General features: G+C 57.7%; 23 protein-coding genes. 12 read left to right on the forward strand and 11 right to left on the reverse strand.

What is annotated here, in order from left to right:
* Window positions 1-44 precede the first annotated feature (44 nt).
* Complete coding sequence (locus tag ABLV30_RS19970; protein ID WP_014229205.1) at window positions 45-1,016, forward strand: sensor domain-containing diguanylate cyclase; 972 nt, start codon at window positions 45-47, stop codon at window positions 1,014-1,016.
* 65 nt (window positions 1,017-1,081) lie between these two features.
* Here ABLV30_RS19970 and ydfZ read toward each other — a convergent pair whose 3' ends face one another.
* Entirely contained in the window at window positions 1,082-1,285 is a 204-nt protein-coding gene (gene ydfZ, locus ABLV30_RS19975) for a putative selenium delivery protein YdfZ (protein ID WP_004850536.1), read from the reverse strand.
* Between the two features lie 291 nt (window positions 1,286-1,576).
* Between ydfZ and ABLV30_RS19980 the strand changes: the two genes are divergently transcribed.
* Window positions 1,577-1,774, forward strand: coding sequence for a hypothetical protein (locus ABLV30_RS19980; protein ID WP_048263583.1), 198 nt, complete (start codon window positions 1,577-1,579; stop codon window positions 1,772-1,774).
* 120 nt (window positions 1,775-1,894) lie between these two features.
* On the opposite strand, the gene ABLV30_RS19985 is transcribed toward ABLV30_RS19980, so the two are convergent.
* Together ABLV30_RS19985 and ABLV30_RS19990 are read right to left on the reverse strand one after the other, a co-directional pair.
* A complete protein-coding gene (locus ABLV30_RS19985) occupies window positions 1,895-2,059 on the reverse strand; it encodes a hypothetical protein (protein ID WP_004850538.1) in 165 nt (54 codons plus the stop codon).
* Window positions 2,060-2,080: 21 nt separating this feature from the next.
* A complete protein-coding gene (locus ABLV30_RS19990) occupies window positions 2,081-2,323 on the reverse strand; it encodes a DinI family protein (RefSeq protein WP_004101739.1) in 243 nt (80 codons plus the stop codon).
* Between the two features lie 225 nt (window positions 2,324-2,548).
* Between ABLV30_RS19990 and cybB the strand changes: the two genes are divergently transcribed.
* The 3 genes from cybB to ABLV30_RS20005 all read left to right on the forward strand — a co-directional run bounded on the left by cybB (window position 2,549) and on the right by ABLV30_RS20005 (window position 4,661).
* On the forward strand, window positions 2,549-3,076 hold the full coding sequence (gene cybB, locus ABLV30_RS19995) for a cytochrome b561 (protein ID WP_048263584.1): 528 nt from the start codon (window positions 2,549-2,551) through the stop codon (window positions 3,074-3,076).
* Window positions 3,077-3,244: 168 nt separating this feature from the next.
* Window positions 3,245-3,520 (forward strand): metal/formaldehyde-sensitive transcriptional repressor, encoded by a 276-nt coding sequence (locus ABLV30_RS20000; RefSeq protein ID WP_004101746.1) that lies wholly within the window; start codon window positions 3,245-3,247, stop codon window positions 3,518-3,520.
* Window positions 3,521-3,542: 22 nt separating this feature from the next.
* Window positions 3,543-4,661 carry an S-(hydroxymethyl)glutathione dehydrogenase/class III alcohol dehydrogenase gene (locus tag ABLV30_RS20005; RefSeq protein ID WP_014229209.1) on the forward strand — a complete coding sequence of 373 codons (1,119 nt, stop codon included), beginning with the start codon at window positions 3,543-3,545 and terminating at the stop codon, window positions 4,659-4,661.
* Window positions 4,662-4,713: 52 nt separating this feature from the next.
* Here the strand turns inward: ABLV30_RS20005 and ABLV30_RS20010 are convergent, their stop codons facing one another.
* The 5 genes from ABLV30_RS20010 to pcaH form a co-directional block, all read right to left on the reverse strand.
* Complete coding sequence (locus ABLV30_RS20010; RefSeq protein ID WP_025107907.1) at window positions 4,714-4,989, reverse strand: hypothetical protein; 276 nt, start codon at window positions 4,987-4,989, stop codon at window positions 4,714-4,716.
* 163 nt (window positions 4,990-5,152) lie between these two features.
* Window positions 5,153-7,525, reverse strand: a complete 2,373-nt coding sequence (locus ABLV30_RS20015; protein WP_049084349.1) for a membrane-bound PQQ-dependent dehydrogenase, glucose/quinate/shikimate family — start codon at window positions 7,523-7,525, stop codon at window positions 5,153-5,155.
* A gap of 292 nt (window positions 7,526-7,817) precedes the next feature.
* Complete coding sequence (locus ABLV30_RS20020; protein ID WP_004850547.1) at window positions 7,818-8,741, reverse strand: LysR substrate-binding domain-containing protein; 924 nt, start codon at window positions 8,739-8,741, stop codon at window positions 7,818-7,820.
* Window positions 8,742-8,913: 172 nt separating this feature from the next.
* On the reverse strand, window positions 8,914-9,534 hold the full coding sequence (gene pcaG / locus ABLV30_RS20025; RefSeq protein ID WP_004850549.1) for a protocatechuate 3,4-dioxygenase subunit alpha: 621 nt from the start codon (window positions 9,532-9,534) through the stop codon (window positions 8,914-8,916).
* Window positions 9,531-10,271, reverse strand: a complete 741-nt coding sequence (gene pcaH / locus ABLV30_RS20030) for a protocatechuate 3,4-dioxygenase subunit beta (RefSeq protein ID WP_032749246.1) — start codon at window positions 10,269-10,271, stop codon at window positions 9,531-9,533. The genes pcaG and pcaH overlap by 4 nt, the downstream gene beginning before the upstream one ends.
* A gap of 239 nt (window positions 10,272-10,510) precedes the next feature.
* Between pcaH and ABLV30_RS20035 the strand changes: the two genes are divergently transcribed.
* From ABLV30_RS20035 to ycaC, 3 genes are all read left to right on the forward strand, one after another.
* Window positions 10,511-11,854: a VOC family protein gene (locus tag ABLV30_RS20035; protein ID WP_048263586.1), complete on the forward strand. Its 1,344-nt coding sequence runs from the start codon at window positions 10,511-10,513 to the stop codon at window positions 11,852-11,854.
* A 42-nt stretch (window positions 11,855-11,896) separates the two neighbouring features.
* Window positions 11,897-13,405 (forward strand): carboxylesterase/lipase family protein, encoded by a 1,509-nt coding sequence (locus tag ABLV30_RS20040; protein WP_048263587.1) that lies wholly within the window; start codon window positions 11,897-11,899, stop codon window positions 13,403-13,405.
* 173 nt (window positions 13,406-13,578) lie between these two features.
* Window positions 13,579-14,202, forward strand: a complete 624-nt coding sequence (gene ycaC, locus ABLV30_RS20045) for an isochorismate family cysteine hydrolase YcaC (protein WP_004850558.1) — start codon at window positions 13,579-13,581, stop codon at window positions 14,200-14,202.
* On the opposite strand, the gene ABLV30_RS20050 is transcribed toward ycaC, so the two are convergent.
* Window positions 14,180-14,329 carry a hypothetical protein gene (locus tag ABLV30_RS20050; RefSeq protein WP_177342511.1) on the reverse strand — a complete coding sequence of 50 codons (150 nt, stop codon included), beginning with the start codon at window positions 14,327-14,329 and terminating at the stop codon, window positions 14,180-14,182. The genes ycaC and ABLV30_RS20050 overlap by 23 nt on opposite strands.
* Window positions 14,330-14,451: 122 nt before the next feature.
* Here ABLV30_RS20050 and ABLV30_RS20055 point away from each other — a divergent pair, with 122 nt between their 5' ends.
* Window positions 14,452-16,107 carry a glucan biosynthesis protein gene (locus ABLV30_RS20055; protein ID WP_348865648.1) on the forward strand — a complete coding sequence of 552 codons (1,656 nt, stop codon included), beginning with the start codon at window positions 14,452-14,454 and terminating at the stop codon, window positions 16,105-16,107.
* A 75-nt stretch (window positions 16,108-16,182) separates the two neighbouring features.
* A complete protein-coding gene (gene rimL / locus ABLV30_RS20060; RefSeq protein WP_049080416.1) occupies window positions 16,183-16,767 on the forward strand; it encodes a 50S ribosomal protein L7/L12-serine acetyltransferase in 585 nt (194 codons plus the stop codon).
* A gap of 123 nt (window positions 16,768-16,890) precedes the next feature.
* Here the strand turns inward: rimL and ydcK are convergent, their stop codons facing one another.
* On the reverse strand, window positions 16,891-17,871 hold the full coding sequence (gene ydcK / locus ABLV30_RS20065) for a YdcK family protein (protein WP_265799799.1): 981 nt from the start codon (window positions 17,869-17,871) through the stop codon (window positions 16,891-16,893).
* A 110-nt stretch (window positions 17,872-17,981) separates the two neighbouring features.
* On the opposite strand from ydcK, the gene tehA reads away from it, so the two are divergent.
* Window positions 17,982-18,980 (forward strand): dicarboxylate transporter/tellurite-resistance protein TehA, encoded by a 999-nt coding sequence (gene tehA / locus ABLV30_RS20070; protein WP_185219376.1) that lies wholly within the window; start codon window positions 17,982-17,984, stop codon window positions 18,978-18,980.
* Window positions 18,981-18,982: 2 nt separating this feature from the next.
* Entirely contained in the window at window positions 18,983-19,579 is a 597-nt protein-coding gene (gene tehB, locus ABLV30_RS20075) for a tellurite resistance methyltransferase TehB (RefSeq protein ID WP_014229216.1), read from the forward strand.
* On the opposite strand, the gene pepT is transcribed toward tehB, so the two are convergent.
* The gene (gene pepT / locus ABLV30_RS20080; RefSeq protein ID WP_032749237.1) at window positions 19,576-20,805 is read right to left on the reverse strand and encodes a peptidase T; all 1,230 of its coding nucleotides are present in this window, start codon (window positions 20,803-20,805) and stop codon (window positions 19,576-19,578) included. The genes tehB and pepT overlap by 4 nt on opposite strands.
* Window position 20,806 lies beyond the last annotated feature (1 nt).

Consider the following 20,806-nt stretch of genomic DNA (forward strand, 5'->3'; position numbering starts at 1 on the left):
GATAAGCGCAGCGTCATCTATCCTGATAACGTAAGAGAGAAAAATTGAAATTAGCCGGACTCCATCCCGATGAACTGCGTCGCCTGCAATCGCTGCGGGCATCCGGATTACTTAATAGCGGAAAAGAAGAGCGTTTCGATCGCCTGACCCGGCTTGCGCGTACGCTCTACGATCTGCCGGTGGCGTCGGTTAGCCTCGTGGGAGAAAATACCCTGCATGTAAAATCCTGCGCCGGACTTGAAGTCGATACCCTGCCGAGGGATATCACGTTCTGCGCGCATACTATCCTGCAGACCGACCCTTTAATCGTTAATGACCTGCAGCAGGATCTGCGCTTTCACGATAACCCGCTGGTCACGGAAGCGCCTTTTATCCGCTTTTATGCCGGATACCCGGTACAGCTGCCTGACGGCGCGACGGTCGGCGCGTTCTGCCTGATGGACCACAAGCCGCGCGCCTTTTCCGTGCATGAGATACAAATATTAAGCGACCTGGCCGCCATCGTTGAAGATGAATTCAAGGTGCTCGACGCGGCGACCGCCGATGAGCTGACGGGGCTGTTCAACCGCCGGGGTTTTATGTCGTTAGCGGAGTACGCGCTGCTGACGGCCAGGCGGCGCAATGAACCGGCGAGCCTCGTATTTATCGATCTCGATCGCTTTAAGCTGATTAACGATACCTGGGGTCATGAACAGGGGGATAAAGCCCTGACGGCGATGGCTGATTTGATGAAAGCCACCTTCCGGGAGTCGGATATCATTGCCAGGCAGGGCGGAGATGAGTTTATTATCCTGCTTGCTAATACTGCCCAGCAGGCGGCGGGCATCGCGATGGCGCAGCTAAGCAATAACGTTGCTGAATATAATCAACAGGCGGGCAATCCGTGGCAGCTGGCCTTTTCCTGGGGCTGCGTTGAATACGACCCTGCAACGCATCATAGCCTCAATGAGATCGTTGCGGTGGCGGACCGGCGCATGTATCAGGCGAAGACCAGCCATGGCGCCGAGCGCCGGTAGGGAACCGCCCGGCGTCGCCAGCCGATATTCGGCGTCTGGCTGATGCCGCGGCGGCTTGCGCTTCCTTAGTGGAGACCAAGGCGGATCAGTTCAACGGGCTCGAACTTACCTTCCGTCCCTTCCACTTCGACTGTCTTATTACGGCGCAGCTGGGCTGGCGTTAAGCCCGTCGCGTGGATAGCGATAATTTTACCGGTTTTACCCGTCCCGTTAATCATCACCTGGCTGCCGTTAGTAATAGGATTGCGGTTACGATCGTAAGTGATCATGCTGATTTCTCCTTTTAATCATCGGGTGGTAACAATCGCTTCTCGCGCCGGGCTGCCCCCGGCGCGGACGTAATACCAATACGCCTCTCGGCCCGTCATTTTGTTGTTTTTGATCAACTTCACACTTTTTAGCGTCCCTCAACGGGCCAACGAGCCGGAGGCAGGCTTTGCCTGACCCGGAATCCGTACTGCTTTTGAAGACGATTTCGCGGGTATCAACCCCCGTGGAGGCCCGGGTTGCAGTCGCTGATGCGGCTGCTAAACTTTTTTCGGGCATAACGGAGCGGAACGATGAAGAACAAAGAAGAGCAAACGGGGCTGATTGGTCTTGCGATTGGCGCGGCGGTTATTGGCCTGGTCTCTGGCCAGAGGCCAATCAACCGGGAAAGCATTGTTGAAGAACTGGTGAGGCTGGGCAGACAGAAGGGGGATGGCGTCGAGGACGAGATTTTTATGCAGGCGGCAACGCTGGTGCGCAAGGGGATATGATCCCGCCGGTAGAAGAAGCCCGGGTAGGCGAAAACCCGGGATTAAACGGGGAGGAAGGTCATCATAAGATACGCTATCACAATGCATATCAGCGCCATGTACCAGACAAAACTCATTCTGTTACCCGCCCTGTAGCGCCATGCCGGTCACCGCGTTAACCACGGTCGCGGCCATCAAAACGCCGCCGACGATAGCGCAGGCACGGTTTTTCCGGGTCGCCCCCAACGTCAACATCACCACCGCTGCGGCAAAGAGGGGGATGGCTATTATGCTGAAAGTGTTCATCGTTTCCTCAACACTCGTCCGTTAATCTTCCTGCATCCACATATCGGCTTCTTCGAACATCTCCTGCACGGCGCGGCTGATCTGCTCCTTCTCGTGCTTGCTGGCGTCAGTATTGATGGAAGCCAGGGTCATCATCGGCTTAACGCGGACGTCGGCATCGGGAAAAATGCGATGCACTCGCTTCGTCAGTTCATTAAGAATGATCTCTTTAGCGCCGGCCAATCCCTCGAAATTTCTTTTGTCATAAATCAGCTCTACGAACATTTTTTATCCCGTTGATGGTAATAGCAGGGAGTATTGTACTGTGATTATATACAGCGTCAAGGCCGAGGTATACGTTCCCCGTATTCCTGCGCCGGGGATAACTCGCCGCTTTTGCATTAAATGCGTGAAACCGACAATTGTTTTTTTATAAGTACGTAAAAGTTAATGAATTTTTAATAAAAGGTGTTTATGTTGGCGATATCACCGTTTTATTAAGGGTTTCTCATGCGCGATAAATATTCTGGCCTGCAAATTGGCATCCACTGGCTGGTGTTTCTTTTAGTGATAGGCGCTTACGCGGCGATGGAGCTGCGGGGCTTTTTCCCCCGCAGCGCTCGACCCGCCATCAATATGATTCACGTCTCCTGCGGGATTTCTATTTTTGTTCTGATGGTGGTGCGCCTGTTGGTGCGTCTCAAATCCCCGGCGCCGCCAATTGTGCCTAAGCCGTCGCCGATGATGACCGGCTTCGCACATCTGGGGCATCTGGTTATCTATCTGCTGTTTATCGCGCTGCCGGCCATCGGCATGGTCATGATGTACTACCGCGGTAACCCGTGGTTCGCGTTTGGCCTGACCATGCCGCACGCGGCGGAAAGCAACTTTGAGCTGGTGGATACCCTGAAAGCGTGGCACGAGCTGCTGGCCAATACCGGCTACTTTATCATTGGCCTGCACGCGCTGGCGGCGCTGTTGCACCACTACTTCTGGAAAGATAACACGCTGCTGAGGATGATGCCGCGCAGGCGTTAAACCTCGATAAACCCGCTTCGGCGGGTTTTTTTGTCTAATTCTTCGGGGCTTCAACTTCTGCTAAGCGCAAATTCTCGCCGCTATGCTACGGTTAAAGCGGCGAAGCCATTTGCCTCATGGCAACAATAAATATAGTATACCCCCCTATATGATATGGAGGGCGTCACCATGCCACATTCACCTGAAGATAAAAAGCGTGCCCTCAGTCGGGTAAGGCGCATCCGTGGCCAGGTTGAAGCGCTCGAGCGGGCGCTGGAATCCGGCGAACCCTGTATGACCATTCTGCAACAAATCGCCTCAATTCGCGGCGCCGCCAACGGCCTGATGGGAGAGATGGTTGAAATTCATCTGCAGGATGAACTGGTCAGCGGCGAAACGACGCCAGACCAGCGCGCCGCCAGAATGGCGGAAGTCGGGCATCTGCTACGGTCCTATTTAAAATAAAATCACCACGAGGAAGAGAGATATGAAATCACGTGCAGCCGTCGCGTTTGGCCCAGGCCAGCCGCTTTCAATCGTTGAGATTGACGTCGCGCCGCCGAAAAAAGGCGAAGTGCTGGTCAAAATCACCCATACCGGCGTATGCCACACCGATGCCTTTACCCTCTCAGGCGACGATCCGGAAGGCGTTTTCCCGGCGGTACTGGGCCATGAAGGCGGCGGGATTGTCGTCGAAGTGGGGGAAGGCGTGACCAGCTTGCAGCCGGGCGACCACGTTATTCCTCTGTATACCGCCGAATGCCGCGAGTGTAAGTTCTGTAAATCCGGCAAAACTAACCTCTGCCAGGCGGTGCGCGCCACTCAGGGTAAAGGCCTGATGCCGGACGGCACCACCCGTTTCTCCTATAACGGTGAACCGATTTATCACTATATGGGGACCAGCACCTTCAGCGAATACACCGTAGTGGCCGAAATTTCGCTGGCAAAAGTGAACCCGCAGGCGCCGCTGGATAAAGTCTGCCTGCTGGGCTGCGGCGTCACTACCGGCATCGGCGCGGTGCACAATACGGCGAAAGTAAAAGAGGGCGATACCGTCGCCGTCTTCGGCCTCGGCGGGATCGGCCTGGCGGTGATCCAGGGCGCGGTACAGGCGAAAGCCGGGCGCATTCTGGCGGTGGATACCAACCCGGAAAAATTCACCCTCGCGAAAGAGATGGGCGCGACCGACTTTATCAACCCGAATGATTACGATAAGCCGGTGCAGGATGTGATTGTTGAACTCACCGACGGCGGCGTCGACTTTAGCTTCGAGTGTATCGGTAACGTCAACGTGATGCGCGCGGCGCTGGAGTGCTGCCACAAAGGCTGGGGCGAAAGCGTCATCATCGGCGTTGCCGGCGCGGGCCAGGAGATTAAAACCCGCCCATTCCAGCTGGTCACCGGGCGCGTCTGGCGCGGCTCCGCGTTCGGCGGCGTGAAAGGGCGTACCCAGCTGCCGGGAATGGTTGAAGAGGCGATGGCGGGGAAAATTCGCCTCGATCCGTTTATTACCCACCGTATGCCGCTGGATCAAATCAACGAAGCGTTTGATCTGATGCATGAAGGTAAATCCATTCGTACCGTCATTCATTTCGGCGAGAATTGATTTTCCTGGTGAAAAATAACCCGGGCATGCCCGGGTTATCGTTTAAGAGGGATTACTCCCGCCGCAGGTTTTCATAACCATTCTGCCATCGCCGCTGTTCCCGCCGCTCCCGTTCACGCTGAATATCCGATTTCTCATCTTCCCAGACCGCGCAGTGCGGGCCGCTGAACACCTCGCAGGGCTGTGGGCTGGCGGTGAGCGGAGACGCCGCTTTCTCTTCCCAAATCGTCGGATCGCGCAGGTCCACTTCCGGGGCTTTTAACGCCTGAGCCGAGGCGGCGGCTAACATGAAGGTGCCTGCGAGCAGGCGGCAGGGTGAACTTTTCATCCATTATCCTTGTTCAGTTGTTATTATTGATAACCATTCGCAATAGTAACATAGCTGAATGAAAATGGCTTGCTTAGGGGGCTGAAGATGATTTTGCTTTCACGCCAGCCGCCACCGGGCGGTTCCCGGGCCGCAAAAAGGGCCCCGTTTGGGGCCCTGGTGGTTACTTCTGCTGCGGAAGCGCGTAGGCGATAATATAATCGCCGCGGTCCGGCGACTGGCGAGCGCCGCCCGCGTTGATGATGATGTACTGCTTGCCGGTTTTCGGCGATACGTAGGTCATCGGGCCGGACTGGCTGCCGACCGGCAGACGCGATTTCCAGATCTCTTTCCCGTTGGCGGTATCAAACGCGCGCAGGTAGAAGTCCTGGGTGCCCGCGAAGAACAGCAGGCCGGACTGGGTTGATAACGAGGCGCCCAGCGTCGGCATACCGATAGGGATTGGCATATGCATGCGGATCCCCAGCGGGCCGGTGTCCTCAACGGTGCCCACCGGAACCTGCCACACCAGTTTGCCGGTTTTCAGATCGACCGCTGACATAGTGCCGAACGGTGGTTTCTGGCACGGAATGCCCAGCGGCGACAGAAAGCGTTCGCGCATGGCGCCGAACGGCGTGCCCTCCATCGGCACAATCCCCATTTCGATACCGCTGGCGTCCTTAGCCACTTTGGCGCGCGGCACCATATAGTTGGCGAGGCCAAGGCGCATATCATTGACGAACATCAGGCTGTTGTTCGGGTCAACCGACACGCTGCCCCAGTTCATCCCGCCCAGCGAGCCGGGATACTGCAGCGAACGATCCTCGCCCGGCGGGGTGAAGACGCCCTGGTGACGCATCTCTTTAAACTGGATGCGGCACAGCAGCAGGTCGACAGGCGTCGCGCCCCACATATCCGACTCGGTCAGCGTCTCGTTGCCGATCATTGGCATGCCGACGGAGTAGGGCTGGGTCGGCGAGTAGCGCTCGCCCTTGACGTTGCCCGCCGGGACTGGACGTTCCTCAACCTTGGCGACCGGTTCACCGGTGGCGCGGTTCAGCATAAAGATCATGCCCTGCTTGCTGGTTTGCACCAGCACCGGCGTGGTGCCGCCTTTACCGTCAGGCAGATCGTACAGCAGCGGCTGGGAAGGCAGGTCGAAATCCCAGAGATCGTGATGGGTGGTCTGATAATGCCAGCGTACCTGGCCGGTCGTGGCGTCAACGGCCACGATGGAGGAACTGTATTTATCGTCCAGCGCGGTACGTTCGCCGCCAAAGAAGTCCGGCGTCGCGTTACCGGTCGGCAGATAAATCAGATTCAGCTTCGCGTCATAGGACATGGCCGACCAGACGTTCGGCGTACCGCGGGTGTAGGTCTGTCCGGCCGGCGGTTCGCCGGTCAGGTTCGGGTTGCCCGGATCCCATGCCCACGCCAGTTTGCCGGTATGAACATCATAGGCGCGAACGACGCCCGGGGGCTCGCCGGTGGAGAAGTTATCCGCCACGCGACCGCCAACCACGACCACGTTACCCGCCACCAGCGGCGTGGAGGTCTGCTGGTAGTAACCCGCTTTGATTTCCCCCATGCCAACGCTCAGGTCCACAATACCGTGGTCGCCGAAGGCGTCGCACAGTTTACCGTTATCGGCATCAATAGCGATCAGACGGGCGTCGGTGGTTGGCAGGAACAGGCGGCGGGAGCAGGCGGCCGGCTGCGCGTCGACGGCAGGGGAAACCTGGGCCTGGCTCTCTTCGTAATAGCCTAAGCCGCGGCAGCGCTGCCAGTTCGGCGCGGTGGCTTTTGAATCATAGCGCCATTTCTCTTTACCGCTATCGACATCCAGCGCCAGCACCTTGCTGTAGGGCGTACAGACGTAAAGCGTATCGCCAATTTGCAGCGGCGTATTCTGGTCTTCCGCGCCGGAGCCGTTGCTCTGCGGGATATCCCCGGTGTGGGCGACCCAGGCAACCTGCAGCTGGTCAACGTTCTGTTTGTTAATCTGGTCGAGGGCGGCGAAACGGTCGCCGTGGGTGGTGTTGCCCCAGTGCGCCCAGTTTTTCTGCTGCTCGCCCGCGGCGACCGGTTTAACCGGCACCGCCTCGCTGGCGCTGACCAGCGGCTGGGATTTAAACATCCAGCCGAAACTAACCAACAGTACCACCGCCAGCACCGCTGCCAGGCCAAACGACGGCCCTTTTTTCGCCGGCTGCCGGGACAGATACGGCCAGACCAGCGCGGCAAGGAAGGCCAGTACGCCGAGCGCGAACAGGCGCGAGAACAGCGGCCAGTAGGTCCAGCCGGCATCGCTAATGGCCCAGACGATCGAGGCGATAAACGCTATCGCGTACAGTATGATACCGCCGCGACGGCTGCGGAAAATGAGCACCGCGGCGATAACCATCACCAGGCCCATAATCGCAAAATAGAAGGTCCCGCCAACGGAGGCGAGCTTTGCACCAAGAATACCGATAGCCAGGCCGATGATCAGCATCAGCCCGGCGAGAAGCCACTGCAGGACCCGGGGGAATCCTCGCGGCGCGTTGCCAGTTGCCATTTTTTCTCCTTAACCACCCCTGAACAGGCGTGAACCAGATGAATCAATTTCTCAAGTGAAGGCTTTTGAATGAAGCGATGTTGACCTTCATAAAAGCAGGTTTTTTACTGTTATTGATTTCGAGTGAACCATTTGGTGAAATCGTGGCTATGATAGATCTGTTAAAGAAATTTACGCAATTGTTAATGAATGATTTCGCACTAATTGATTATTGTGGTGAATATGGTGGGTGCGAAAAGGAAATCAGGCGGTCAGATCTCCCCGACGCGGATAACGGTCGGGGAGAGGGCGATCAGACGGGCATCGATTTACGAATGGCGCTCAGCAGGGTTTGTGTTCCCGCGGTGAGCGTGGCGTCCACCCGGGTGAGAATACCTATCGGTTCGCCCGCGCCCTGGGTGGGCACCGGCAGCGCGGCCAGCAGCCCACGGCGCAGGTCGTCTTTGACCGCACCGGAGGGGACAAACCAGACGTAGTCGTAATCGACGGTGAGCTGGCGCGACAGGGAAGCCGACAGCGTCTCGATGCAGCCAGACGGAATTTTGCAGCCCTGGCTTTGCAGCAGGGTTTCGGCGTTCTGTCGCGGCAGCGTACCTTTGGGCGAAACCACCACCGGCCACTCCATGACCCGACTCAGCGTAACCGTTTCCTGCAGCAGCGGATGCCCCGGACGAACCACCAGCTTCAGGGATTCGAGAAACAGCAGTTCATAGTTCAACCCGCTCATCAACTCCGGATCGGACATCCGTCCGATACCGATATCGATTTCTCCCGATTTTAGTCCGGCCAGCAGCATGGTGTTATTCATGGTCGCCACCTGCAGGGTGATATCTTTTTGCTGCTGATGGAACTGGCCGATCACCGAGGGCAGGATCCCCAGTGCGGCGGTGGGGAGCGCCCCGATGCGCACGATATCGCTGTTGAGGCCTTCTTTACGGTTTAGCGCCTGTCCCGCGGTATTGAGCGCGTCGAGCACTTTAACCGCGTGGGTGAGAAACTGTTCGCCGACCAGCGTGAGCTGCGCGCCGAGGCGTCCACGCTCAAACAGCCGGGTACCGGTCAGCTGCTCCAGTTCGTTTAGCGTTTTGGATAAGGCCGGTTGACTCAGATTTAAGGTTTCAGCCGCGCGCCCAAGAGTTCCCTGTTGAGCGACGGCCACGAAAGTATGTAGATGGCGCAAGCGAATGCGCTGACTGAAAAGACCATTTTTTTGCATAATCAATGTTAAAAACAGAGGCGTCCCAGTGACAAGTAAGGGCGATTAAAATTGTTAACTTCATAGCAAAATATTATTAACATTTTATATTATTATTTTACAAGTTGATTTTATTGAGTTTGCCATATAGCGTCGCCCCTGACCGGCAGGGGCGGAAAAAGGAAGAAAAAACTCAGATATCGAAGAAGACGGTTTCGTTTTCGCCCTGCAGGTGAATATCGAAGCGATACACGATCTCCGCGCCGCGAACCTCGCGCTGCGCGATGAGGGTCTGGCGACGCACTTCCCACTCAATCAGATTCAGCACCGGGTCGACCTGGTTGGCATCCTGCTCGTCGGAAAAGTACATCCGCGTGTTGAGGCCAATATTAATCCCGCGGGCGACCACCCACAGATTGACGTGCGGCGCCATGGTGCGCCCGTCGCGACCTACCACGGCCCCGGGTTTAATGGTTTCGAAGCGCCAGACGCCGCTGGTGAAGTCCGAGCAGCTGCGTCCCCAGCCGCGAAACGCCGCATCCAGCTTCTTGCCCTGCTGTCGGTCGTCGGGATGGTTATAGCGCCCGGCGGCGTTGGCCTGCCAGATTTCCAGTAGCACATCGCGCACCGGCGTGCCGGAGCCGTCGATGACTCTGCCTTCGATAGTAATACGTTCGCCCTCGGTGTCTGCCGTTGTCAGCGTCGGGCCAAAATTTTTCTCAAAGATATGGAAACCGGCGGCGTCCGGCGCGAGGCCGATATGCACATAAGGGCCGGCGGTTTGTGACGCGGTTTCAGGTAAATAATCTTTCATCGGGCGGCCCCCTGCGTGCGGTTTTCAAACAGCGTTGCGCGATGGCCGCGCAGCACGAGATCAAAACGGTAAGCCAGAGAGTCCAGCGGTACGGCGGCATGGGTATCCAGCTCGGCGATTAATGTCCTGATGGCATCATCGTTATTGATGGTTTTGACAATAGGACACTGTTTAATCAGCGGATCGCCTTCGAAATACATCTGCGTGATCAGGCGCTGTGCCCAGGCGTCGCCGGAGAGCGAAAAGTGAATATGCGCCGGACGCCAGTCGCTTACCTGGTTGCGCCACGGATAGGGGCCGGGCTTGATGGTGCGGAAACAATAGTAGCCGTTTTCGTCGGTCAGCACCCGTCCGCAGCCGCCAAAGTTCGGGTCGATAGGCGCCAGATATTGATCTTTCTTATGCCGGTAGCGTCCGCCCGCGTTGGCCTGCCAGACTTCGACCAGCGTATTTTTCATTGGTCGGCCAAATCCATCGCGAACGTAGCCGTGGACGATTATCCTTTCGCCAATCGGCAGGCCGTCTTTGGCGTAGTTGAGGATCAGGTCGTTATCGAGCGCGCCGAGATCGTCGCTGCTGAACACCGGTCCGGTGATTTCAGAAAGGGAATTCTGCAGGGAAATGAGCGCATTGCGCGGCGAGCGCAGCACGCTGGTTTTATAGCCCGGGGCGTAAGCGGGAGGATGGCTGCTGTAGTCGCGGTGCAGGACCTCGCGCGGTGACCATTTTTCGTTCATGAGGGTACTCCATATTATCGGTAGAGAGGCATGTTGTTGTAATGTCGCCACTCGCAGTGTGTGTAAATGTTTTGTTAATTTAAAGTGAAATTAAAGGGTGTTTAACATAACTGGCGGTTATGAAGTGAGCGGGTGAAAATAAACCGGCCAGCTACCGGCATCACAGTTTGTAAATTCTTCCCGCCGTCTGCAGAGAGCTTTCCTACACTCCAGGGAGAATTCACTGGAGGTAAGACATCATGGCGAACACCATCACGGCTGATGAGATTCGGGAAAGCTTTTCGCAGGCGATGTCGGCGATGTACCAGCAGGAAGTTCCGCAGTACGGGACGCTACTGGAGCTGGTGGCCGACGTTAACCTGGCCATACTGGAGAATAACCCGACGCTGCACGAACAACTGGCCAACGCCGATGAACTGGCGCGGCTGAACGTTGAACGCCACGGCGCGATCCGCGTCGGTACGGCGGAGGAACTGGCGACCTTGCGTCGCATGTTTGCCATTATGGGAATGTATCCCGTCAGCTATTACGATCTGTCGCAGGCCGGCGTACCGGTTCACTCCACCGCGTTTCGCCCCATTGATGACGCCGCGCTGGCGCGCAATCCGTTTCGCGTTTTTACCTCGCTTCTGCGACTTGAACTTATCGCCAATGAAGCTTTGCGTCAGCGGGCGGCGGATATCCTTTCCCGACGCGATATCTTCACGTCGCGCTGTCGTGAACTGATCGCGTTACATGAACAGAAAGGGGAGTTTACCGCCGCAGAGGCGCGCGAGTTTGTGCAACAGGCGCTGGAAACCTTTCGCTGGCATCGACACGCCACCGTCGATGAGGAAACCTATCACGCGCTGCATGAAGAGCACCGGCTGATTGCCGATGTGGTCTGTTTCCCCGGCTGCCACATTAATCATCTGACGCCGCGCACCCTGGATATTGACCGGGTGCAGGCGTTAATGCCCGAGTGCGGTATCGCGCCAAAAGCGTTGATAGAAGGGCCGCCGCGCCGCGATGTGCCCATTTTACTGCGCCAGACCAGCTTTAAGGCCCTTGAGGAGCCGGTGATGTTTGCCGGAGAGCATAGAGGCACGCATACGGCTCGCTTTGGCGAAATCGAGCAGCGCGGTATCGCCTTAACGCCGAAGGGCCGCGCCCTGTACGACCGACTGCTTGGCGAGGCGGGGGTAGGCAAAGATAATCTCACCCATCAGCGTCATCTGCAGGAGGTGTTTAGCCCGTTCCCGGACAGCGAATTCCTGCTGCGTCAGCAGGGGCTGGCGTACTTTCGCTATCGCCTGACGCCCGCCGGCGAAGCGCACCGTCAGGCGTTTCGTCCGGGCGACGATCCGCAGCCGCTGATTGAACGCGGCTGGGTCATCGCACAACCGATTATTTATGAAGACTTTTTGCCGGTCAGCGCCGCCGGGATTTTTCAGTCTAACCTGGGCAACGAGATACAGACCCGCAGCCACGGCAACGCCAGCCGCCAGGCCTTTGAGGAGGCGCTGGGCTGTCCGGTTTATGATGAGTTTGCCCTTTATCAACAGGCGGAAGAGCGCAGTAAACGACGTTGCGGTCTGCTGTAAAATCAGTACTCTGCTGGCATGAGTCGTTAAAGGAAGCAGGTCATGCAGAATCCGTCTACCCCGCTGGTGAAAACCCGGCAGGGCACCCTATCCGGCACCGCTGAAGAGAACATGCATATCTGGCGCGGTATACCCTATGCCGCGCCGCCCGTCGGCGATCTCCGCTGGCGCGCGCCGCAGCCTGCCGCCCGCTGGCAGGGCGTGCGCAGGGCGGAGAATTTCTCGGCCTCCAGCTGGCAGGATATTGAGTACTGTCGTGAGCTCGGCGGCGGCGATCCCGGCCGCTTTTCCGAGGATTGCCTGTACCTTAACGTCTGGTCACCCGCTTCGCGCGCGCAGCCGCTGCCGGTGATGGTCTGGCTACACGGCGGCGGCTATACCATCGGCGCGGGAAGCTTACCGCCCTATGACGGTAAAGCCTTAGCCTCCCGTGACGTGGTGGTAGTCACGGTTAACTACCGGCTGGGGCATCTGGGCTTTTTTGCCCATCCGGCGCTGGAGAAAGAAGAGGGGGAGCGCATCTATAATTTCGCGCTGCTCGATCAGATCGCCGCCCTGCAGTGGGTTCAGGAGAACATTCATGCCTTCGGCGGCGATGCGGCCAACGTGACGCTGTTCGGCGAGTCCGCCGGGGCGCGCAGCGTGCTGTCGCTCATGGTTTCGCCAAAATCCAGAGGGCTGTTCCATAAGGCGATTATTCAGAGCGGCTATACCTTGCCGGATCTGCCGCGGGAAAAGGCGCTGGCCAAAGGGCAGCTCATCGCGGAGCACTTCTCTTTACCGCAGGCCAGCGCCGAACAGCTGCGGGCGATTCCGGCGGACGCGTTCTGGTCGCTGACCGCGCCGCTTACCATCGGCCCGGCGCCCATTGTTGGCGATGCCGTACTGCCGCAGCCGATGCTGGAGACTTTTTTTAGCGGGCGTCAGCACCCGCTGCCGGTGATGATCGGCTCGAACAGCGATGAGGCCAGCGTCATGGCGGTGTTTGGCGTCGATATCGCCGGGCAGATCCAGAAGCTTCGCCGCGAACGCCGTTTTGGTCTCGGTTTGATTAAGCTGCTCTATCCCGGCGTCAAGGGCGATGAGGCATTAGGGCGTGAAGTCTGCCGCGATATGGCCTTTACCACCCTGGGTTACGTGGTGATGCAGGCGCAGCAGCGGGTAGGGCAACCGTGCTGGCGATACTGGTTTGACTACGTTGCCGAGGCGGAACACCAAACCTATCCGCACGGCGCGTGGCACGGTAATGAAGTGGCGTACGTTTTTGACAATCTCGACCTTGCCGAGCCGGTACGACAGTATGCGAACGAGCGCGACCGGACCTTTGCCGCCCGGGTTGCCGACTATTGGGCTAGCTTTGCCCGTGTAGCGGGTAACGGCTGCCACGAGCTCTCCGGGCCGGTGCGCTGGCCCGCCAGCGTGCGCGGACGGGACCGTCTGTTGCGTATCGGTTTGCACAAGCGGGCCGGTTTTAAAGTGGAAAACCGTTTTATGCGCGCGCGTCTGGCGCTGTTTCGGCGGGTGATGAAGCACCATGTGACGCTGGATTAACGCTGTCCGGAAGATCTCCGTTTGCCGCGGTACGTTCTGCAAATGGAACAATGCGTCCCACTTTAGGCGGCTAATCCTCAGCCAGCGATTACACTAAGATCGGCTCTGTTAACCCTGCATCCGCAGAACCTGCGTTCTGACGGAAGATCTGACGTTAAAATGAGGAAGAAACCATGGCCAAACCGTATGTTCGTCTGGATAAAAGTGATGCCGCCGTGCTGCTGGTCGATCACCAGACCGGATTACTCTCTCTGGTACGCGATATCGATCCCGATAAATTCAAGAACAACGTCCTTGCCCTTGGCGACCTGGCGAAGTACTTCGGTCTGCCGACTATCTTAACCACCAGCTTTGAGAACGGCCCCAATGGCCCGCTGGTGCCGGAGCTGAAAGCGCAATTCCCCGATGCGCCCTATATCGCGCGCCCGGGTAATATTAACGCCTGGGATAACGAAGATTTTGTTAAAGCAGTCAAAGCGACGGGCAAAAAGCAGCTGATTATTGCCGGGGTGGTGACGGAAGTTTGCGTGGCCTTTCCGGCGCTTTCGGCCATTGAAGAGGGGTTTGAGGTGTTTGTGGTGACCGACGCTTCCGGTACCTTTAACCCGATTACCCGCGATGCCGCCTGGGATCGTATGTCGCAGGCCGGGGTACAGCTGATGTCGTGGTTTGGCGTTGCCTGTGAACTACACCGCGACTGGCGTAATGATATCGAAGGGCTGGGAACGCTGTTCTCCAACCATATTCCGGATTATCGCAACCTGATGACCAGTTTTAATCTTCTGCAGCAAAAATAATCGCCTGCGCGGCCAGCGTTCGTCTGGCCGCTTCCTGATTCAGCATGAAGCGCCGCCGGTTGGCGAAATCATCGCCGCCCCCGGATATCGGTAATTCGGTCTGGTCCGGTGGACATATTTTTTTCACGCATTTCTGCCGTCAACAATTGGATTATCAATCATTTTTGTCTAGAGTGAGCGACATTCACGACGCATGGGTTTGTTACGTCGCGTCTCAATTCACATATGAAGAAGGATGCTCTCTCAGGCATGAACCGCAGACGTTTTCTCAAATCTTCCATGGCTGTTGCCGCCGTATGCGGAACGTCAGGAGTTGCCTCTCTATTCTCGAAAGCGGCCTTCGCCGAGGACTCGGGAATTGCCGACGGCCAGACCCGTCGCTTTGACTATTCCGTACTTCAGTCGATGGCCCACGATCTTGCGCGTCAGCCCTGGGGCGGCGCGCCGCGCGATCTGCCGCCAACCCTGGCAAACCTGACCCCGCAGGCCTACAACAGCATTCAGTATGATGCTGCGCACTCCCTGTGGAGTAATATCGAAGAGCGCAAGCTGGATATTCAGTTCTTCCACGTCGGGATGGGGTTCCGCCGCCGCGTACGGATGTTCTCCCTTGATTCACAAACCCAGCAGGCGCGGGAAATTCACTTCCGTCCCGAGCTGTTTAAATATAATGACGCCGGCGTCGACACCAAACAGCTGGAAGGCCAGAGCGATCTCGGCTTTGCCGGGTTCCGCGTGTTTAAGGCGCCGGAGCTGGCGCGCCGCGATATCGTCGCCTTCCTCGGCGCGAGCTACTTCCGCGCGGTAGACAGCACTTACCAGTACGGTCTTTCCGCCCGCGGCCTGGCGATCGATACCTTTACCGATACGCCGGAAGAGTTCCCGGACTTCACCTCCTTCTGGTTTGAGACCGTGAAACCGGGGGCTACGGTATTTACCGTCTATGCGCTGCTCGACAGCCCAAGCGTCACCGGCGCCTATAAGTTCGTGGTTAACTGTCAGGAGACGCAGGTGATTATGGATGTGGAAAACCACATCTACGCGCGTAAAGACATCAAACAGCTGGGCATCGCGCCGATGACCAGTATGTTCAGCTGCGGCAATAACGAACGGCGGATGTGCGACACTATCCATCCGCAGATCCACGACTCCGACCGCCTGTCGATGTGGCTGGGCAACGGCGAGTGGGTGTGCCGCCCGCTGAACAACCCGCAGAAGCTGCAGTTCAACGCTTTCCAGGATAAAAATCCGCGCGGTTTTGGCCTGCTGCAGCTGGATCGCGACTTCTCCCACTATCAGGACATCATGGGCTGGTATAACAAGCGCCCGAGCCTGTGGGTGGAGCCGCGCAACCAGTGGGGTAAAGGGGCCGTCAACCTGATGGAGATCCCGACGACCGGTGAAACGCTGGACAATATCGTTTGCTTCTGGCAGCCCGAGAAGCCGGTTAAAACCGGGGATGAGCTGGACTTCCGCTATCGACTCTACTGGAGCGCGCAGCCGCCGATCCGTTCGCCGCTGGCGCGGGTATTGGCCACGCGCACCGGAATGGGCGGTTTCCCTGAAGGCTGGGCGCCGGGTGAGCACTACCCGGATAAATGGACCCGTCGTTTTGCTATCGATTTTGTCGGCGGCGACCTGAAGGCCGCGGCGCCAAGAGGCATTGAGCCGGTGATTACCCTGTCGAGCGGCGAAGCGAAACAGATAGAAATTCTCTACGTGGAACCGTTTGATGGCTATCGCATCCAGTTTGACTGGTACCCGACCTCGGATTCGACCGACCCGGTCGAAATGCGCATGTTCCTGCGCTGCCAGGGGGAAGCGATCAGCGAAACCTGGCTGTATCAGTACTTCCCGCCAGCGCCAGACAAGCGTAACTATGTTGACGATCGGGTAATGAAATAATTGCCCTTTATTCCGCCCGTTAAGGTAACTTAGCGGGCGTTTGTTTTTTAATCAGACTATTAATCAGAGTCCATTATGACTGACGAAAACGCGCCTGCGAGAGAAACTATCCCCGTCACCGAGTCGCTTTCTCTGCGCTCTGTGGATGAAAGCCACGTCGCTGAGCTGCATCAGCTGGTGATCAAGAACCAGCGCTGGCTCCAGCACTCGCTGAGCTGGCCCGCTGACGTCAGTCACGAAGACGAAACTCGCCGCCACGTGCAGGGCAACGTGATGCTGCATCAGCGTGGTTACGCCAAAATGTTTTTGCTCTTTCTGCGAGAAGAGATCGTCGGCGTGCTGTCGTTTAACCAGATTGAGCCGATCAATAAGACCGCATACATCGGCTACTGGATAGATGAAAGCCACCAGGGGCAGGGGCTGCTTTCTCAGGCGCTGCAGGCGCTGATGGACGCTTTTGCCCGCAGCGGGACGGTTCGCCGCTTCGTGATTAAATGTCGGGTAGCAAACCAGAGAAGCAATCAGGTCGCCCTGCGTAACGGTTTCACCCTCGAAGGGTGCCTGAAGCAGGCCGAGTATCTGAACGGTTCGTACGATGACCAGAATATCTACGGGCGCATTATTGATTGTGACACCGGGCAATTCCCGGCTCGCGGCTGACGCCTTGCCCGGGCTATGGGCCGCGCTGAGATGTAGCCCCGGCAAGGCGCATTGAGCGCCGCCCCCCCGGGGAACAGCGCGCAGGGGCCTGAAGCTGATAAATCACGCGGTCGGGAGCAAAGGTTATAGAAAGCCGACAATGGGCGTGCGGGTAAAAAGTTCGTCGCCGTTTATCACTTTCTCCCCTCTGATCGAAATGGCGTCGCCCGCGCTGGCTTCAATTCGCGCCCTGTCGCCGATCGTCACCTGATGTTCAATCACCACATCGCCGCAAATCACCGCATGCCCTTCAATTAACACGCTATCGTCCAGCAGAATCGGCCCGCCGCGCAGGTGCGCATGCCCGCCGACCATCACCCGATGCTTCAGCAGGCAGTTGCCTTCGACCACCGCGTGCTCCGCCACCTGCGAGCTGTAGCGCAGGGTGGGGATGGCGTCCTCTCCCCGCCCGGCGATAATCCTCGCGTGGCCATAAACTCGCGCGTTATCGCAGACCCAGACGTCGTTTTCGTCGTTACCCTCCAGCCGCGCGCAATCGAAGATTTCCGCCCGATGCTCAACAAACACGTGTTCGACAAACGCATCGCCGTAAACTTGCGCCTGGTGAACGATGCGCGAAGCGCTGACCGTTGCCCGCTGATAAATGCGCAGGATTTTGTCGCTGTCGGCGGTCAGACCCTGGGCGGCGATAATAAGCGAGTGGGGGAGGATCTGCGCATTGTCGGCCAGGTGACAATAACCCCGAATCTGCGAATGCGAAACGGTGACGTTGTCACTTATACGCGCGCAGTGGCTTGCCTGCACGCTGTCCAGTCGCGCGTTATCGCTGACGATGGCGCCATGGCTGATAATGCACTCGCCGGTTAAGCGGGCATTGCCCTCGATTTTCGCACCGGCAAACACCGCGCTATTCGGGTCATAAATCCAGCACTCGCCTTCGTGGCTCAGGGCTGCTTCATTGTCCAGCCAGCCGCCTTCATCGCCGCGCTTCACGTCAGCGAAATCGCGTAAGGCGACAATTTGCCGCAGATTGACGCTATGTTTGTTTCCGTCGGCTTCATAGTGAAACTGGCGAACCTTCTCGCTGAGGTAATATTTGCGCATCTGCCTTTCTCATTACGTATGGTTAACATAAACATAGCAAAAAACGCCGTAGCGCGTTTTTGAAGGTTCCTTTAGAATGCAACTTAAGATAAATTGAAAATTTAAACAAAATGAATAAAAAGCTGGGCACAAGCCGGGTGCTGAATCTCCCGGCGGGCTATTTTGGTATGGTTCTGGGCATTATCGGCATGGGCTTCGCCTGGCGCTACGCCAGCACCATCTGGCCGGTGAGCCGGATCGTCGGCGACGGTCTGGTGGTCACGGCGACGGTCATCTGGGCGCTGCTGGCGCTGGCGTTTATCAGCCGGGCGGTCCGTTTCCCGCACAGCGTACTGCAGGAGATGCGCCATCCGGTGGCCAGCAGTTTTGTCAGCCTGTTTCCGGCGACGACCATGCTGGTGGCCATCGGCTTTGTTCCCTGGCTGCGGCCGCTCTCGCTGGTGTTATTCGCGATTGGCGTAGTGCTGCAGCTAAGCTATGCGGCCTGGCAGAGCGCCGGGCTATGGCGGGGGAAGCATCCCAATGAGGCGACCACCCCGGGTCTCTATCTGCCGACGGTGGCGAATAACTTTATCAGCGCCATGGCCTGTGGCGCGCTGGGCTTTACCGACGCCGGACTGGTGTTTCTGGGCGCCGGCTTATTCTCCTGGCTTAGCCTTGAACCGGTGATTCTGCAGCGCCTGCGCAGCGACGGCGAACTGCCGATGGCCATGCGCACCGCCCTCGGCATTCAGCTGGCGCCGGCGCTGGTGGCGTGCAGCGCCTGGCTGAGCGTGAACGGCGGCGAGGCGGATACCTTCGCTAAGCTGCTGTTCGGCTATGGTCTGCTGCAGCTGCTGTTTATGCTGCGCCTGATGCCGTGGTACCTGCGCCAGCCGTTTAACGCCTCGTTCTGGAGCTTCTCGTTCGGCATCTCCGCGCTGGCGACCACCGGCCTGCATCTCGGTCATCAGCATCCGGACGGCTTTTTCCATACCCTCGTGCTCCCGCTGTTTCTCTTCACCAATCTGATCGTCGGGCTGCTGCTGATTCGTACCTTCCTGCTGCTGATGCGCGGTAAACTGCTGATTCGCGTTGAGCGCGACACATTATTAAAAAATAAGGATTAACCATGACGCTTCGTGACGAAAATTACTTCACCGATAAATACGGGATGACCCGCACCCACTCTGAGGTGCTGCACGCCGCCACCCTGATCGCGCCGGGCAAGGCGCTGGATCTGGGCTGCGGCAACGGGCGCAATAGCCTCTACCTCGCGGCCAACGGGTTTGATGTCACCGCGTGGGATAAAAATCCGGCCAGCATCGGAAATCTTGAGCGCATTCGTCAGGCGGAAGGGCTGGAGAATCTGCGGACGGCGATTAAGGACCTTAACGCCCTCAGCTTTGACGGCGAGTATGACTTTATTCTTTCGACCGTGGTGATGATGTTCCTCGACGCGAAGACCATCCCGGGTCTGATTGCTAACATGCAGCGCTGCACCAGACCCGGCGGCTACAATCTGATTGTTGCGGCTATGGATACCGACGATTATCCGTGCAGCGTCGGCTTCCCGTTCGCGTTTAAACCGGGAGAGCTGCGCAATAATTATGAAGGCTGGACGTTACTCAAATATAACGAAGACGTCGGTGAACTCCACCGCACCGACGCCAGCGGGAACCGGATTAAGCTGCGTTTCGCCACGATGCTGGCGCGCAAACCGGCTTAACGCGCCGCTAACAGGCAGAGCTGTAACGCGGTCTGATAAGAGGCCTCAAAGGCGCGCAGCGGCAGAAACTCAAATTTCGAGTGGAAGTTGTGCGCGCCGGTAAAGAAGTTGGGCGTTAATACGCCTTTTGCCGACAGGGCCGCGCCGTCGGTGCCGCCGCGCATCGGCGTCGGTTTCGGCGTAATGCCTAAGCTTTCCATCGCTTCGAACATCAGATCAACGGCGCGACGGTCTTCGCCAATGGCATTGCTGATGTTGCTATAGGTATCGCTGATGTGAAATTCCACCTTACCGGTCGGATACTGCGCGGCGATTTTCTGCGCCACCTCGCTAATTTGCTGCTTACGGCGATGAAAACTTTCGAGGTCGAAATCGCGAATGCTGGCCTGCAGCAGGGTGCTGTTTTGATCGCCCTGGATACCGTTAAACCAAACATAGCCCTCGCGTCCGGCGGTATGCTCCGGCGTTTGCTGGCGATCGAAATGGCTCATGTAATCGGTGGCCATCAGCAGCGGGTTCACCAGCACCCCCTTTGACGACATAGGGTGAGCGGTCACGCCGGTAAAGCGAATCTCCGCCGCGGCGGCGTTAAAGTTTTCATAGACGATTTCGCCGAGCTCGCAGCAGTCGATGGTCCAGGCAAAATCGACGGCAAAGCGCGCGAGATCCAGCGCCTTCGCGCCGCGCAGGCCCACTTCTTCATCCGGCACAAACGCGACCACGATGTCGCCGTGGCGGTGTTCCGCCGTCAGGTTTTCCAGCACCGTCATCACCACCGTAACGGCGGACTTGTTATCCGCCCCGAGCACGCTGGTGCCGTCGCTGAAAATAATCTCTTCATTGGGATAAGCGAGGATTTCCGGATGTTCCGCAACGCGCAGCCAGATATCTTTATCCCTGTTCAAACAGAGATCTTCACCAGTAAAACGCAGAATTTGTGGATGAATATCCGGCGACAAACCGACGTCAACGGTATCGATGTGGGTAATAAAGCCAATCCGCGGCGCGCCTGCGACGTTGCCCTTTTTCACCGCCGTGACGGTGGCGCGCTCGTCAATCACAATCTCATCCAGCCCCAGCTGGCGTAGCTCATCCGCAAGGGCCTGCGCCATCGCGTGTTGCCCGGCGGTGGTAGGCAGCGTCGTGGCTCGCGGGTCGCTTTGGCTGGTTATCGCCAGGTAGCGAAAGAAGCGTTGGGTTAATTGACTGGCCAGGGCTGATGACATA

It is taken from the genome of Klebsiella sp. CN_Kp113 (assembly GCF_040064585.1).
Lineage (GTDB): Bacteria > Pseudomonadota > Gammaproteobacteria > Enterobacterales > Enterobacteriaceae > Klebsiella > Klebsiella michiganensis.